Origin of the sequence: Bacillus sp. JH7 (assembly GCF_001563515.1) — a bacterium.
Taxonomy (GTDB): domain Bacteria; phylum Bacillota; class Bacilli; order Bacillales; family Bacillaceae_G; genus Bacillus_A; species Bacillus_A cereus.
This window is the reverse complement of record NZ_LPUS01000033.1, coordinates 76,818-90,052: the sequence shown is the minus strand read 5'-3', so window position 1 is coordinate 90,052 and position 13,235 is coordinate 76,818. Positions and strand designations below refer to the sequence as shown.

The window sequence follows — 13,235 nt, the reverse complement described above, 5'->3', positions numbered from 1 at the left end:
TTCGCTCGACTTGCATGTATTAGGCACGCCGCCAGCGTTCATCCTGAGCCAGGATCAAACTCTCCAATAAAGTTAGTTTGTCTAGCATCTAAAATAAAAATTGACGTTTCACGTTGTTTGTTTCGTTCAGTTTTCAAAGAACTAAAAGCGGGTGAAGAGAATCGAACTCTCGACCAGAGCTTGGAAGGCTCTTGTTTTACCACTAAACTACACCCGCGTGGTCGGGAAGACAGGATTTGAACCTGCGACCCCCTGGTCCCAAACCAGGTGCTCTACCAAGCTGAGCCACTTCCCGTAATTGGCGCGCCCGAGAGGAGTCGAACCCCTAACCTCTTGATCCGTAGTCAAACGCTCTATCCAATTGAGCTACGGGCGCTTATTCATGATGTTTTTTCGTCGTTGTAATTTGGCGACTCAATTATCTTATCATACTACATTTTCAAATGCAAGTACTTTTTAAGATTTTTTTGATGCGGCCGAGAGGACTTGAACCTCCACGGGGTTTCCCCCACTAGGCCCTCAACCTAGCGCGTCTGCCGTTCCGCCACGACCGCGCGGAAAAAACAAAAGTGAGCCATGAAGGACTCGAACCTTCGACCCTCTGATTAAAAGTCAGATGCTCTACCAACTGAGCTAATGGCTCGTAAATGGCTGGGCTAGCTGGATTCGAACCAGCGCATGACGGAGTCAAAGTCCGTTGCCTTACCGCTTGGCTATAGCCCATCGAAATAATTATCTTCTTTTCAAAGACAAATGTTATTGTACCATAATGTCCAATAAAAAACAACTGCTATATAGCAGAAGTTAAAATGGCGGTCCCGACCGGGGTCGAACCGGCGATCTCCTGCGTGACAGGCAGGCATGTTAACCACTACACCACGGGACCATTTGGTTGCGGGGACAGGATTTGAACCTGCGACCTTCGGGTTATGAGCCCGACGAGCTACCGTGCTGCTCCACCCCGCGACAATACTATTCATATAAAATTATATGGTGGAGGATGACGGGATCGAACCGCCGACCCCCTGCTTGTAAGGCAGGTGCTCTCCCAGCTGAGCTAATCCTCCAAAAGTGGTGACCCGTACGGGATTCGAACCCGTGTTACCGCCGTGAAAGGGCGGTGTCTTAACCACTTGACCAACGGGCCAATATGTATGGCAGAGAAGAAGGGATTCGAACCCTCGCACCGCGTTAGCGATCTACTCCCTTAGCAGGGGAGCCCCTTGAGCCACTTGGGTACTTCTCTGTATGGCTCCGCAGGTAGGACTCGAACCTACGACCGATCGGTTAACAGCCGATAGCTCTACCACTGAGCTACTGCGGAATAATGAAGACAATTTGTATCTTATAAAAATTCTCTCTGTAAGTCAAGAAGTTTTTAACAACATCTTGTTCAAACGTGACATGTTTATAATATACTGGATTGCGTTTTTACTGTCAAGATGTTTTCGATATCGGTTTGAGTTTCCCTTTACACTTTCCACAGACATATCTTTTTGTATTTATTTGACGCCTTCTTACATATTGAAGTGAACACTCCATACATTCATACTTATAAATCTTTTTTTCCTTCTCTTCATTAATCATTTGTTTACAAAAACGTGGTGCATCAACTTTCTTTAACAACTCACGAAATTCCCTGTCCCTGTGCTTATACCCTCTTCCTGCAATATGTAAGTGATAATGACAAAGCTCATGTTTAATAATCCCGACTAACTCTTCTTCACCATACACTTCGTAATATCGATAATTCAGTTCGATATTATGACTCTTTAATAAATAACGCCCACCAGTTGTACGTAATCTATTATTAAACACTGCTTTATGTAAGAACGGTACCTCAAAGTATTGTAGTGACACTTCTTCCACTAGTCGCTGAATTTCTTGCTCATCCACTCTCATTCCTCCTAAACAAAAAAATATTTTTACACTTTTCTCCCTTCTTATACATATATTAAATAGTACATATACCCATCCTCATGTAAGAAACGTGGTTTCTAAAAACAAAACATGAATAGAAATCCACTCACCAACCTCTCATCAATAGCATTTTAGATTTTTGAGAGCAGGATTAAACAAGGAGGGATTCCTATGCCTACGTGGCTAAAAAAACAAATGCAACGTGCATATTTCGAAAAAAACCGGTATCAAATTAAATTATTAAATGAATGCTGGTTTTATTATAGCAAAATACATCAAAGCTCATAATCCATTACACTTTTTATTCCATAAAAAAAGAGCAGTTTCGTCTGCTCTCTTCTCTTACTATTCAATCGGCAACATAGATAGTGCAACGCGTCCTTTTTTTGTATCAATATCATCTACCCATACTTTTACAATTTGCCCTACTGACACAACATCTAACGGATGCTTTACAAACTGTTTGCTAAGTTTAGAAATATGTACTAAACCATCTTGCTTTACGCCAACATCAACAAAAGCACCAAAATCAACAACGTTACGAACTGTTCCTTCTAGTTCCATACCACGTTTTAAATCTTCTAATTTCAAAATCCCTTTTTTCAGAAGTGGTTTAGGCAACTCATCCCTCATATCTCTTTCTGGACTAATAAGCGCATCTATAATATCAACTAACGTCGGCTCCCCAACTCCTGTTTCTTGAGATAACTTAGAAATCTCTACTTCTTCCAATCTCTTTTGTAATTGCGGTTGTCCTACGTCATCTATCGATAACCCTAGACTCTTCAATAACAATTCAACATTTTTATATTGCTCCGGATGAATACCTGTTCGATCTAATGGATTCGCTCCTTCTAGTATACGTAAGAAACCTATACATTGTTCATACGTCTTTGCACCTAAACGCGGGATTTTCTTTAATTCCGTGCGCTTTGTGAATTTCCCATCTTCTTCTCTCTTTGCCACAATATTTTTCGCAACAGTTTTCGATAAACCTGAAACATATTGTAACAATGCAACCGAAGCCGTATTTACATTAACCCCAACTTGGTTAACAGCTGTTTCTACTACAAATGTTAATGACTCATTCAGTCTCTTTTGAGATACATCATGTTGGTATTGTCCAACCCCAACTGATTTAGGATCAATTTTCACAAGTTCAGCAAGTGGATCTTGCAGACGTCTTCCAATAGAAACGGCACTTCTCTCTTCAACTTGTAAATTTGGGAATTCCTCACGAGCTAAATCAGAAGCTGAATATACACTAGCACCCGCTTCATTTACAATAATATAAAAGACATCTCGGTTCACACTTTGTAATACATCTACTATAAACTCTTCTGTTTCTCTAGATGCTGTCCCGTTACCAATTGCAATCATTTCAACTTGATATTTATCTATAATAGAAAGAACTTTCGTTTTTGCATCATCATATTTACGAACAGGTGGATGCGGATAAATAACATCGATATGTAGTACTTTCCCCGTATCATCTACTACAGACAATTTACAACCAGTTCTATATGCCGGATCTACCGCTAGCACGACTTTCCCTTTCATCGGAGGTTGTAATAATAAGTTACGTAAGTTCTCAGAGAAAATATGTATCGCTTGTTCTTCAGCTGTTTCTGTTAATTCTTTACGAATTTCTCTTTCGATTGAAGATTGAATTAATCGTTTATAACCATCTTCAATCGCTAATTGTACATAATGTGCACTTTTCGAATCGTTATCACGAATTACTTTCTTATTTAAGAAAGTTACTATCTCATCTACTGGCGGAACAACAGCAACTCTCAATATATCTTCTTTCTCGCCACGATTCATTGCTAATACACGATGTGGTACTACTTTTTGCAATGGTTCTTCATAACTGTAATACATTTCATATATATTCTTTTCATCTTTTTCTTCATCTTTCACGGACGAAGACATAACACCTTTTCTAAAAGTAACATTTCGAATCCAACTACGATACGCAGCTTCATCTGAAACCATTTCTGCAATAATGTCTTGTGCACCTTGTAAAGCTTCTTCTGCAGATTGCACTTCTTTCTCTATATTAATAAATTCCACTGCCTTTTTAGCCGGATCTTCTTTCTTATATAACAATAACCATTCAGCTAATGGTTCTAATCCTCTTTCTTTAGCGATTGTCGCTTTCGTTCTTCTTTTCTCTTTATATGGACGATATAGATCTTCTACTTCTTGCAACTTTGTAGCTTTAACAATTTGCTGTCGTAGCTCTTCTGTCAGTTTCCCCTTCTCATCAATAAGACGAAGAACTTCTTCCTTCCTATCTTCAAGTTGCATCATATATTGCCATCTCTCTAAAATCGTACGAATTTGCACCTCATCTAAAGAGCCTGTCCATTCTTTTCGGTAACGAGCAATAAATGGAACTGTGTTACCTTCTTCTGTTAATTGAATAACATGACGAACTTGCTTTTCGGTAAAGCCTAATTCTTTCACTAACATTTTCATTAACGCTTGTCGATTATCTACCATTTCCATATACAACCGTAACCTCCTCTATAATAAAAAAAGTTGCCCTTCAAAGAGAGCAACTTAAACTGCCGATTTAAAAATCTATTAGTCCTAAACTAATTTGTAACGCTTCATCTACACGACTCATCATCACTTCATCCAAATGAGTGATTTTGTCCGTTAAGCGTTGCTTATCGATTGTTCGAATCTGCTCAAGTAAAATAACAGAATCTCTCTCAAAACCATACTTTTTCGCATCAATTTCCACATGAGTGGGTAATTTCGCTTTTTGAATCTGTGCAGTAATAGCCGCTACAATCACCGTTGGACTAAAACGATTTCCGATGTCATTTTGAATGACAAGAACCGGACGAACGCCTCCTTGCTCAGAACCAACAACTGGGGAAAGGTCTGCAAAATACACGTCGCCGCGTTTTACAATCAAAATATTACCCCCCGCTAACTAAGCGTTCTACTGTATGAGCTGCTTCATACTCTGCTAAGAAAGCTTCAGATGCAATACCAAGATTAATTTTTCCCATTTCAATGTACCCACGTCGCATTGATTCATGTTGGTAGCGTTTCTTCGTCTTATGTTGACGCAATAACAATTGTGTTGCCTGGCAAATTAGTTCATGGCGATTCTTATTCTCTTGTTTTCCAATTCCGTCCAATTCCGTTACCATTTGCTTTGGCAACCGAACCACGATTTCAGTAGTTACACTTGATTCGGACACAAAAATACACCTCCACCGTCAACTACACACCCAAATATATATATGACACCTATTGTAATAATACCATTGTATGGAGCCTGTTGCAAAGACTTCCTTATTCCTTGCTTATGTTTTCCAATTCACAAACAAAACATTCATCTTCTTAAATTTTTTATCTCATAACTAACTCAAAACAATAGAACCCCTCTTCAAAACTTACGTGCAACTTATATAAAAAATGATTATAAGTAAAAAGCTTCTCATCAAAAAGAGCTTATTATCCAGCAATGAACAGTCACTCCAATGACAAGAAGCAATCATACTACCTTCTATATATTGTTCAAGTAATTAATTATCTCTACAACCTTACCATTCCGTATAAATATTCTTGGCACACGGAAACTGATCGTTGCAATAATTTCATAATTAATAGTCCCTGAGTATTCCGCAACCTCTGTAGCGCTAATATACTCATCTCCTTGCCTTCCAATAAGCGTAACTTTCGTACCAAGTGGCACTTCACAAGGAAGATGAATCATGAACTGATCCATTGTTACTCGCCCTACAATCGGTACCCTTTTACCATTTATAAGCACTTCAAATCCTTGTAACCTTCTAAGCCACCCATCTGCATAGCCAATCGCTACAGTCGCAATCCATTCTTCAGTTTTCGTTCGATAGGTGACGTTATAACTAATTCCATCACCTTTAATTACCTGTTTAATATGAGCGACTTTCGTATGAAGTGATAGCGCCGGTTCTAATTCAAATGGTAAAAAAGGACGTATTTCTACAGAAGGAGATAATCCATACATTGCAATCCCAATTCGCACTGCATTAAATGTAATCCCTTGAAAACGTAACGTCGCAGCACTATTAGCTGTATGAACAAACTTAGGATCCACTCCGAATTCTTTCAACCAACTTAACTGCTCCAAGAACGTGTTATATTGCTTATCAAAATACGAAGTCTCAACCTCATCTGCCGTTGCAAAATGCGTGTATACTCCTTCTAACTCTAAAAACGGTGCACCCTCTAAACTCTTTAAAAATTCTTTTAGCTCTTTTCTTTCACGTATTCCAATTCTCCCCATACCACTATCAAAGTTAATATGGAATTTCATTACAGATGAACCATCCCAAAGTTTAATTGCTTCTTCCACCCATTCTTTTTGAAAAACAGTTAGCGCTACATCATTTTCAGCAGCTACATTTACATCACGCGGCGGCGAGGGACCTAACACTAAAATCGGTTCAGTAATACCAGCCCTCCGAAGCACTAAAGCTTCATCTAAAAAAGCAACAGCTAACCTTGTTGCACCTGCTTCTAATGCCGTTTTAGCCACCGGTACATAATCGTGCCCATATGCGTTTGCTTTAACTACAGCAAAAATCTCTACATTACTTGGGATGAACTCTTTAATATGTGTAACGTTGTTATAAATGGCATCTAAATCCACTTCCACCCAAGTGTCACGGTAAAATGGTGCTTCTTCCATAAATACACTTCCTTATACACGATATGCGAAGCTTATTCTTTTATATGCTTCTTTTATGAAATCCACCTTCAAACTAAGAAAAGACGTGGTGCACATATATCACCACGTCTAAGAAGTTTACTTCACCTGCTTCGCTGTAACTGAACGAGCAACCATTAACAGCTCCTTCGGCTCTAAACCTTTAGACACGAGCATATATTCTACTCCGTTATGCGACCACGTTACAGAGTCTTTCGTTAATGCACCAATCGTAAACCCAAGATCAACTGGTTCTCCACTTACACTTACCGCTGATGATGCCTCTGCAACTTTTGCCTTTTCTTGTATTAAAGTAAAGGATTTCTTATTTCCAGTGTATGTGAGTATCGCACGCTTGCCACTGTCTGTCTTCAACTCTTTTTCATCTTGCAGAGTCATACCTTGTGGTGTATCAAGTGGATACAAAATAGCAAACGGTTTGTCTTCTTTCGCTGTTGTTTGAACATCTACCTGTGCTCTAGACATATTTTGTTTCGTATCAAATGCACCTTTATCAAATTTCGCATCGAATTTCACTTTAGAGAAATCTACTTTCACAAGAACATTTTGATCATTATCCATTAACTTCACTGAAACTGGAGTCAAGTCGCTCTTATTCAATGTAATCTCTTGTCTCGGCAACATATTTTGATGTTGATAGTTTGTTTTTGTTTTAAAAATATAATACTTATCTGTTTTCTCAAAAGTAAGGTTTTTCTTGTCCTGCAAAATATCTCTTACAAGTGATTCATATAAATAAGCCTGGCTACTATTTTGCGGCCAATCACTTTGAAAACGGAAGCTCTTATTAAGTGCTGGCGTTAATACAAATACACCTTCTTCATTTCTCAAAATAATTTGGCTCTGATCTTTTTTTGCATTTTTTAAATTCACACGATAAAAAGACGGTTCCTTATGCCAAATCTCTACGTTATACTCTTGAGGCTCATTGCCTGTTTTAATAGATAATTTTGCCTCAGCTTGATAACTTTTCATCCCTTTTACTTTTGATTCTAAATCTCTCACGACATCATCTTGCTTCTTTTCCATACAACCCGCCAACACAAAAACGGTCAACAAACCGACAAGAACTAAAAACAGACGCCTTTTCATCAATTCAGCCCCTTTGCCCCTATAAATGAATGGAAGATGTACCTTCCTTATCGCTACCTCAAATATATGAGACAAAGATATAAAATATGCAGACTAGCGTGACGAGCTTTCTAAAACAACTTGAGCAACAGCAAATTCCTTACTATGACTAATTGATAAATGAACAATATACTCTGTACTTGTAATCAGAATTGGCTTACCTCTTTCATCATTTTTCACTTCAATATCTAAAAAACTCACTTCTTTTCCGATACCAGTACCTACAGCTTTTGAATACGCCTCTTTCGCTGCAAACCTTCCAGCTACAAACTCTGTAAGGCGACTTCCTTTCAGCTCCATAGCAACATTACGTTCATTTTCCGTTAAAATACGTTCCATAAATTTAAGCTTTCCATCTAGCATTTTTTCAATACGATTTAATTCAATAATATCGATACCAATCCCTATAATCATTTCGAAATCCCCTTCTTCTATTTAACTTTCTTCTTTCATATTGATAAGAATAACAGAGAATCTTTCTGATGCAAAAGGGGTGAAAGTAACCGTATGCTAATAAGATCCACTCATATTTCTTTACAACCGACTATTCTTACCTTACTTCTTATTCATTTAGTCATGATGATATTAGGCGACTTTTTTCTCTTGCCACTGGCAGCCTCTAATGAATATATCGCTAAAGGAGAATGGTGGCGTGTCATAACTTCTCTTCTCGTACACGTAGACTTACAACATTTTCTTTCTAATAGTATTTTTTTGTTTGCTCTTGGTTCTTCTATCGAAAAACAACTCGGACACTTTTCTTTTTTTATTCTATTTTTTCTCTCTGGAATTTCTGGAAATATTTCTTCTTATATTATTATGCCGCTTGAATATATTCACGCAGGTGCATCAGGTGGTATTTTCGGACTATTAGGTGCACAGTTATTTTTATTGTACAATCGATACCGCTCTTCAAAACCAAAAGAAATTGCCATTTTCTCAATTATGATTCTTCTATTACTGCTATTTACTTTCTTTAACCCTTCTGCCAATCCGATCAGTCATTTAACAGGTTTAATAACCGGTGGCATTTTAACCCCTTTTTTAACCAAAAAAAACGATGGTGCAAAGCTTATTTAATATAAAAGCTTGCACCATCGATAATTTCTACATCTACTTGTTCACTTAAATCTCTCATTAATTGAAATAAAGACTCATCCTTCATCTTCGCCTCAATCATACAATCAATTTGCGGAACACTTCCCTTTATCCTTCTTAAAAAAGATAAAAATGCCTCTACATTAATATAATCTGCATGAGCTCTTGGATCTTTTCCCTCTCTAGGGCTAGAGATATGCATTTTAACCGGCAACAAAGACGTTTCCCACGTATGAACGACACGTGCCCAGTCTTCATACCAATCTTCTTGCTCATTATTCATCATATGGTGATGCAAGTCAAATACGACGGGAATATCTAATTTTTCTCCTAAATATAATGTTTCCTCTAACGTAAAGGTTGTATCATCATTTTCTAATATAATCATTTCTTGAATACCCCTTGGGACATTCGACCAATTCTCTATAAAGCGCTCTAATGCAAGTTCTTTATCTTTATATCCTCCTCCAACATGCAGTACACATCGTTGCTTATGTTCAATCCCCATACCTTTTAATAATTTTTTGTGCATCTGCAATGTTTTTACAGATTGTTTAAAAACACTCTCCTCAGGTGAATTTAGTACAACAAAATGATCTGGATGGAAATCAATTCTCATATTCATATGAACTGCATATTCACCTAGTTTTTTTAAATTTTCTTTTAAAGGACGAATATAGTTCCACTCTAGCAATTCCTCATGATTCGCTAAAGGAATGAGCTTTGAACTGAGCCGAAAGAAAGATATGTCATGCCCTTTATTATGCTTTAATAAACGTAAACAATTTTCTAAATTGGAATTAGCAATTCTTTCAAGTTTACGAATTGCAGCAGCACGATCATCTAATTTCTGAAACTGTGCATACGTCATCGTTTGAGATGGAGATGCATTCTTCAAATGTACACTCATCGCAACGTAACCAAGCCTTACAAGCATATAACAGCCCCTTTTCTATCATAACTATTATGTAGTATGCACAATTATAGAAATAAAAAAAAGAGAATGCCCGCAAAGGGCATTCTCTTTTTTTTATTAAGCTTGTGGACGGCTATGATGTTTTCTTTCGCCGCGTCCATTTGAAGAACCAGGGCGCCCTTGGCCTTCACCTCTACGACCACGACTACCACCATCACGATTACGATCGCGGTTACCATCACGATTGCGATCACGGTTTCCGTCACGATTACGTCCATCACGGTTACGGTCACGATTACGTCCATCGCCACCGCCGCGTGCATCACGACTACGATTACGGTTACCATCACGGTATCCGCCTCCGTTACCGCCGCGTTTTTTAGAACCGCCGCCTCTTGAAACAACAGGTGGTTCTGATGTTAAAGCGATCGGAGTTGTATCCGGCTCTTTAGTCATCATTTTTAAAGCAGCAGCTACTACTGTTACAGAGTCATTTTCTTCTAACATTTCTTCTGCAATACGCTTGTAGTATGCTAAGTTTTCATTTTCAATTGTGCTTTGAAGCTTTTCAGCGATTAAACGTTGTTGACCTTCTAATGCCTCGTCAAGTGTCGGTGCATCCATGCGGTCCATTTTACGTTTTGTTGTACGCTCGATATTTTTTAATTGTCCTGATTCACGTGGTGTTACAAATAGCATTGCAATACCTTTTTTACCTGCACGACCAGTACGACCGATACGGTGAACGTATGATTCTGGATCTTGTGGAATATCGAAGTTATATACGTGCGTTACGCCTGAAATATCAAGACCACGTGCAGCAACGTCTGTTGCAACAAGAACTTCAATAGAACCTTCTTTAAATTTACGTAATACAGACATACGTTTCGCCTGAGTTAAATCACCGTGAATACCTTCTGCAGCATAACCACGTAAGTTTAATGCTTCTGATAATTCATCAACACGACGCTTTGTACGACCGAATACGATTGCAAGCTCTGGAGATTGAATATCTAATAAGCGTGTTAACACGTCAAACTTTTTCTTTTCTTGCACTTCTAAATAGAACTGCTGAATGTTTGGCATTGTTACTTCTTTTGCTTTTACTTTAATGTGTTGAGGCTCAGTCATGAAACGCTCAGCAATACGGCGGATTGGATCCGGCATTGTCGCTGAGAATAGTAATGTTTGATGTGTTTCTGGCACATCTGTTAAAATTGCTTCAATGTCTTCAATGAAGCCCATGTTTAACATTTCATCCGCTTCGTCAAGAACAACTGTCTCTACGTTTTGCAGACGAAGTGTTTTACGGTTAATATGATCTAAAATACGACCCGGCGTACCAACAATAATGTGTGGGTGTTTTTTTAGAGCACGAATTTGGCGGTTAATATCTTGACCACCATAAATTGGTAAAATACGAACACGTTTATGCTTACCAATTTTGTATAATTCTTCTCCAACTTGAATTGCTAATTCACGCGTTGGCGCGATAACAATACCTTGAACCGATTCTTTATGTGTATCCACTTTATCTAGTAGTGGTAATCCGAATGCTGCTGTTTTCCCTGTACCTGTTTGCGCTTGCCCAATAATATCTTTACCTTGCAATGCATGTGGAATTGTTTCAGCTTGAATTGGTGTAGCCTCTTCAAAGCCCATACTTTCAACAGATTGCAGTAAAGAATCACTTAATCCTAATTCTCGAAATGTTGTCAATGTTACTTCTCCTTTTCTATCCTATACTTATCATTTAAAAAAAGGCGTTTTCCGAATTTGCGGAAAAGCCCTTTTCCTGAATGCTCACGTATATAAACGGGCGTATATTCTTCACGAAAATACTTCTAAACGTTATTACACTTTATCAATTATAAGTTTTGTATGTGTAAAAAGCAAACCCAACTGTTACCTTATTTTCATATTCAGAGTTTTTTTCTTCACTTTTATTTTTTTATATTTACTGTAAGCGCTTATTATAAGTTTCTTCTATTTTCGTAACTATCATCCCTATTTATATACACCAATTATTTCAACATCGTAATTACTTCTTCTAATTTCATACCGCGAGATGCTTTTATTAATACAACATCTTTCACATCGACTACTGCTTGTAAATCTTTTACTAACTCTTCTTTATTATCATACGCCTTTACACGTTCATTAGGGAAATTAATTTTCGCTCCTTCAGCAATTTGAGCCCCTAATCTACCGTATGTGAATACATACGAGATTTTTGCTGGATCGATTAATTTTCCTACCTCATAATGGAACTGTACTTCTTGATCTCCAAGTTCTAACATATCACCGAGCACAACGATTTTTTTAGCAAAACCATCTAAACCATTCATTAAATGGAATGCTGCTTCCATAGCCGTCGGACTTGCATTATAAGCATCGTTGATAATTGTTAAACCACTATTTGTTTTCACAATTTCCATACGCATGCCCGTCATTTGAAGTGTTACTAAACCTTCTTTCATCTCTTCCCACGTTACACCAAAATGTTTCGCAATTGCCATTGAAGCAAGTGTATTATACACATTATGTTTTCCTAACACAGGTAAGTAGAATGAAATATTTTCATCTCTATTCATTTTGAAATGTGTCCCAGTTGCTTGTAATGTTACAGTCGTTGGATAATAATCGTTTGCTCTTGCATCACCAAACGTAACCGTTTCTGCTGCTAAATTCATTTCAGGAACACGATTCGTTAATAAAGGCTCATCTCCGTTATATACGAACACGCCACCTTCTTGTAACCCTGTAACAATTTCTAATTTCGCTTCAGCAATTGCCTCACGAGACCCTAAATCCATTAAATGTGCCTCACCAATATTCGTAATGATAGCTGCATTAGGACGAGCTAACTTAGATAAGAATTCAATTTCGCCTCGGCTTGACATACCCATCTCTAATACTGCTACTTCTGTATTTTCTTCTAAGTTTAAAATGGTAAGAGGTAATCCGATATGGTTATTGAAGTTCCCTTCTGTTTTTTGCACTTTGAATTTAGTCGCAAGAAGACTTGTTACAATATCTTTCGTAGATGTCTTACCGTTACTACCCGTTACACCTACAACTTTAACATCCAATTGATCGCGATAGTTTTTCGCTAACATTTGCAATGCCGATAGCGTGTCTTCCACAAAAATAACCGGAAGATTCTCAGGTGGATTCGCTACATCTTTCATCCATAATGTAGCCACAGCTCCATTTTCAACAGCTTTATCTACAAAAGCATGTCCATCAAAGCGCTCCCCTTGAATCGGAACATATAAGTTTCCTTTTTCAATTTTTCTTGTATCAATAGACACGCCTTGAATAGTAATTCCCTCATATTGCTCTGCTAATCCAGTACCATTTACCATCTGTTCCACTTGCTTTAACATTCGCTTTATCATATAGAAACGCTCCTTACATAGAGGAAGC

Annotated in this window: 12 protein-coding genes, 12 tRNA genes and 1 rRNA gene; 2 read left to right on the top strand and 23 right to left on the bottom strand. The window is 37.9% G+C overall.

Annotated features, from left to right (window positions below; translation table 11 throughout):
- The 14 genes from AU379_RS27480 to AU379_RS27415 form a co-directional block, all read right to left on the bottom strand.
- Positions 1-70: ribosomal RNA gene (locus AU379_RS27480) — 16S ribosomal RNA — on the bottom strand; the annotation flags it as partial.
- Between the two features lie 76 nt (positions 71-146).
- Positions 147-217, bottom strand: a tRNA-Gly gene (locus AU379_RS27475).
- A 1-nt stretch (position 218) separates the two neighbouring features.
- A tRNA-Pro gene (locus AU379_RS27470) sits at positions 219-295 on the bottom strand.
- A gap of 4 nt (positions 296-299) precedes the next feature.
- Positions 300-376 (bottom strand) — tRNA-Arg (locus AU379_RS27465).
- A gap of 95 nt (positions 377-471) precedes the next feature.
- Positions 472-554: transfer RNA gene (locus AU379_RS27460), tRNA-Leu, on the bottom strand.
- Positions 555-570: 16 nt separating this feature from the next.
- Positions 571-643, bottom strand: a tRNA-Lys gene (locus AU379_RS27455).
- A gap of 5 nt (positions 644-648) precedes the next feature.
- Positions 649-723: transfer RNA gene (locus tag AU379_RS27450), tRNA-Gln, on the bottom strand.
- Between the two features lie 87 nt (positions 724-810).
- Positions 811-886 (bottom strand) — tRNA-Asp (locus AU379_RS27445).
- Positions 887-889: 3 nt separating this feature from the next.
- Positions 890-966 (bottom strand) — tRNA-Met (locus AU379_RS27440).
- Positions 967-991: 25 nt separating this feature from the next.
- Positions 992-1,067: transfer RNA gene (locus AU379_RS27435), tRNA-Val, on the bottom strand.
- Between the two features lie 5 nt (positions 1,068-1,072).
- Positions 1,073-1,147, bottom strand: a tRNA-Glu gene (locus AU379_RS27430).
- Between the two features lie 8 nt (positions 1,148-1,155).
- Positions 1,156-1,246: transfer RNA gene (locus AU379_RS27425), tRNA-Ser, on the bottom strand.
- 3 nt (positions 1,247-1,249) lie between these two features.
- Positions 1,250-1,324, bottom strand: a tRNA-Asn gene (locus AU379_RS27420).
- A 113-nt stretch (positions 1,325-1,437) separates the two neighbouring features.
- Complete coding sequence (locus AU379_RS27415) at positions 1,438-1,896, bottom strand: SprT family protein (protein ID WP_000344242.1); 459 nt, start codon at positions 1,894-1,896, stop codon at positions 1,438-1,440.
- A 195-nt stretch (positions 1,897-2,091) separates the two neighbouring features.
- On the opposite strand from AU379_RS27415, the gene cmpA reads away from it, so the two are divergent.
- Entirely contained in the window at positions 2,092-2,208 is a 117-nt protein-coding gene (gene cmpA, locus AU379_RS30160; RefSeq protein WP_001143642.1) for a cortex morphogenetic protein CmpA, read from the top strand.
- Positions 2,209-2,265: 57 nt separating this feature from the next.
- Here cmpA and AU379_RS27410 read toward each other — a convergent pair whose 3' ends face one another.
- From AU379_RS27410 to acpS, 6 genes are all read right to left on the bottom strand, one after another.
- Complete coding sequence (locus AU379_RS27410) at positions 2,266-4,434, bottom strand: Tex family protein (protein ID WP_061140076.1); 2,169 nt, start codon at positions 4,432-4,434, stop codon at positions 2,266-2,268.
- A 67-nt stretch (positions 4,435-4,501) separates the two neighbouring features.
- The gene (gene ndoA, locus AU379_RS27405) at positions 4,502-4,852 is read right to left on the bottom strand and encodes a type II toxin-antitoxin system endoribonuclease NdoA (RefSeq protein ID WP_000635965.1); all 351 of its coding nucleotides are present in this window, start codon (positions 4,850-4,852) and stop codon (positions 4,502-4,504) included.
- A 4-nt stretch (positions 4,853-4,856) separates the two neighbouring features.
- On the bottom strand, positions 4,857-5,144 hold the full coding sequence (locus tag AU379_RS27400; protein ID WP_000004570.1) for an antitoxin EndoAI: 288 nt from the start codon (positions 5,142-5,144) through the stop codon (positions 4,857-4,859).
- Positions 5,145-5,452: 308 nt separating this feature from the next.
- Positions 5,453-6,622, bottom strand: a complete 1,170-nt coding sequence (alr, locus tag AU379_RS27395; RefSeq protein WP_000390617.1) for an alanine racemase — start codon at positions 6,620-6,622, stop codon at positions 5,453-5,455.
- A 117-nt stretch (positions 6,623-6,739) separates the two neighbouring features.
- Positions 6,740-7,690, bottom strand: coding sequence for an outer membrane lipoprotein carrier protein LolA (locus tag AU379_RS27390; RefSeq protein WP_002004297.1), 951 nt, complete (start codon positions 7,688-7,690; stop codon positions 6,740-6,742).
- Between the two features lie 156 nt (positions 7,691-7,846).
- Positions 7,847-8,206 (bottom strand): holo-ACP synthase, encoded by a 360-nt coding sequence (acpS, locus tag AU379_RS27385; RefSeq protein ID WP_000583417.1) that lies wholly within the window; start codon positions 8,204-8,206, stop codon positions 7,847-7,849.
- A 93-nt stretch (positions 8,207-8,299) separates the two neighbouring features.
- On the opposite strand from acpS, the gene AU379_RS27380 reads away from it, so the two are divergent.
- A complete protein-coding gene (locus AU379_RS27380) occupies positions 8,300-8,872 on the top strand; it encodes a rhomboid family intramembrane serine protease (protein ID WP_000908523.1) in 573 nt (190 codons plus the stop codon).
- Here the strand turns inward: AU379_RS27380 and uvsE are convergent.
- From uvsE to murF, 3 genes are all read right to left on the bottom strand, one after another.
- Positions 8,865-9,827, bottom strand: coding sequence for a UV DNA damage repair endonuclease UvsE (gene uvsE / locus AU379_RS27375; protein ID WP_000961161.1), 963 nt, complete (start codon positions 9,825-9,827; stop codon positions 8,865-8,867). The genes AU379_RS27380 and uvsE overlap by 8 nt on opposite strands.
- Before the next feature lie 96 nt (positions 9,828-9,923).
- Entirely contained in the window at positions 9,924-11,525 is a 1,602-nt protein-coding gene (locus tag AU379_RS27370) for a DEAD/DEAH box helicase (RefSeq protein ID WP_000206585.1), read from the bottom strand.
- Positions 11,526-11,830: 305 nt separating this feature from the next.
- Positions 11,831-13,207 carry a UDP-N-acetylmuramoyl-tripeptide--D-alanyl-D-alanine ligase gene (murF, locus tag AU379_RS27365; RefSeq protein WP_000595962.1) on the bottom strand — a complete coding sequence of 459 codons (1,377 nt, stop codon included), beginning with the start codon at positions 13,205-13,207 and terminating at the stop codon, positions 11,831-11,833.
- Positions 13,208-13,235: the final 28 nt, after the last annotated feature.

Bases quoted from the DNA above. Each gene is read 5' to 3' on its own strand.
- cmpA (WP_001143642.1), top strand. From the start codon at position 2,092: ATGCCTACGTGGCTAAAAAAACAAATGCAACGTGCATATTTCGAAAAA.
- AU379_RS27410 (WP_061140076.1), bottom strand. From the start codon at position 4,434: ATGGAAATGGTAGATAATCGACAAGCGTTAATGAAAATGTTAGTGAAA.
- alr (WP_000390617.1), bottom strand. From the start codon at position 6,622: ATGGAAGAAGCACCATTTTACCGTGACACTTGGGTGGAAGTGGATTTA.
- AU379_RS27390 (WP_002004297.1), bottom strand. From the start codon at position 7,690: ATGGAAAAGAAGCAAGATGATGTCGTGAGAGATTTAGAATCAAAAGTA.
- acpS (WP_000583417.1), bottom strand. From the start codon at position 8,206: ATGATTATAGGGATTGGTATCGATATTATTGAATTAAATCGTATTGAA.
- AU379_RS27380 (WP_000908523.1), top strand. From the start codon at position 8,300: ATGCTAATAAGATCCACTCATATTTCTTTACAACCGACTATTCTTACC.
- uvsE (WP_000961161.1), bottom strand. From the start codon at position 9,827: ATGCTTGTAAGGCTTGGTTACGTTGCGATGAGTGTACATTTGAAGAAT.
- murF (WP_000595962.1), bottom strand. From the start codon at position 13,207: ATGATAAAGCGAATGTTAAAGCAAGTGGAACAGATGGTAAATGGTACT.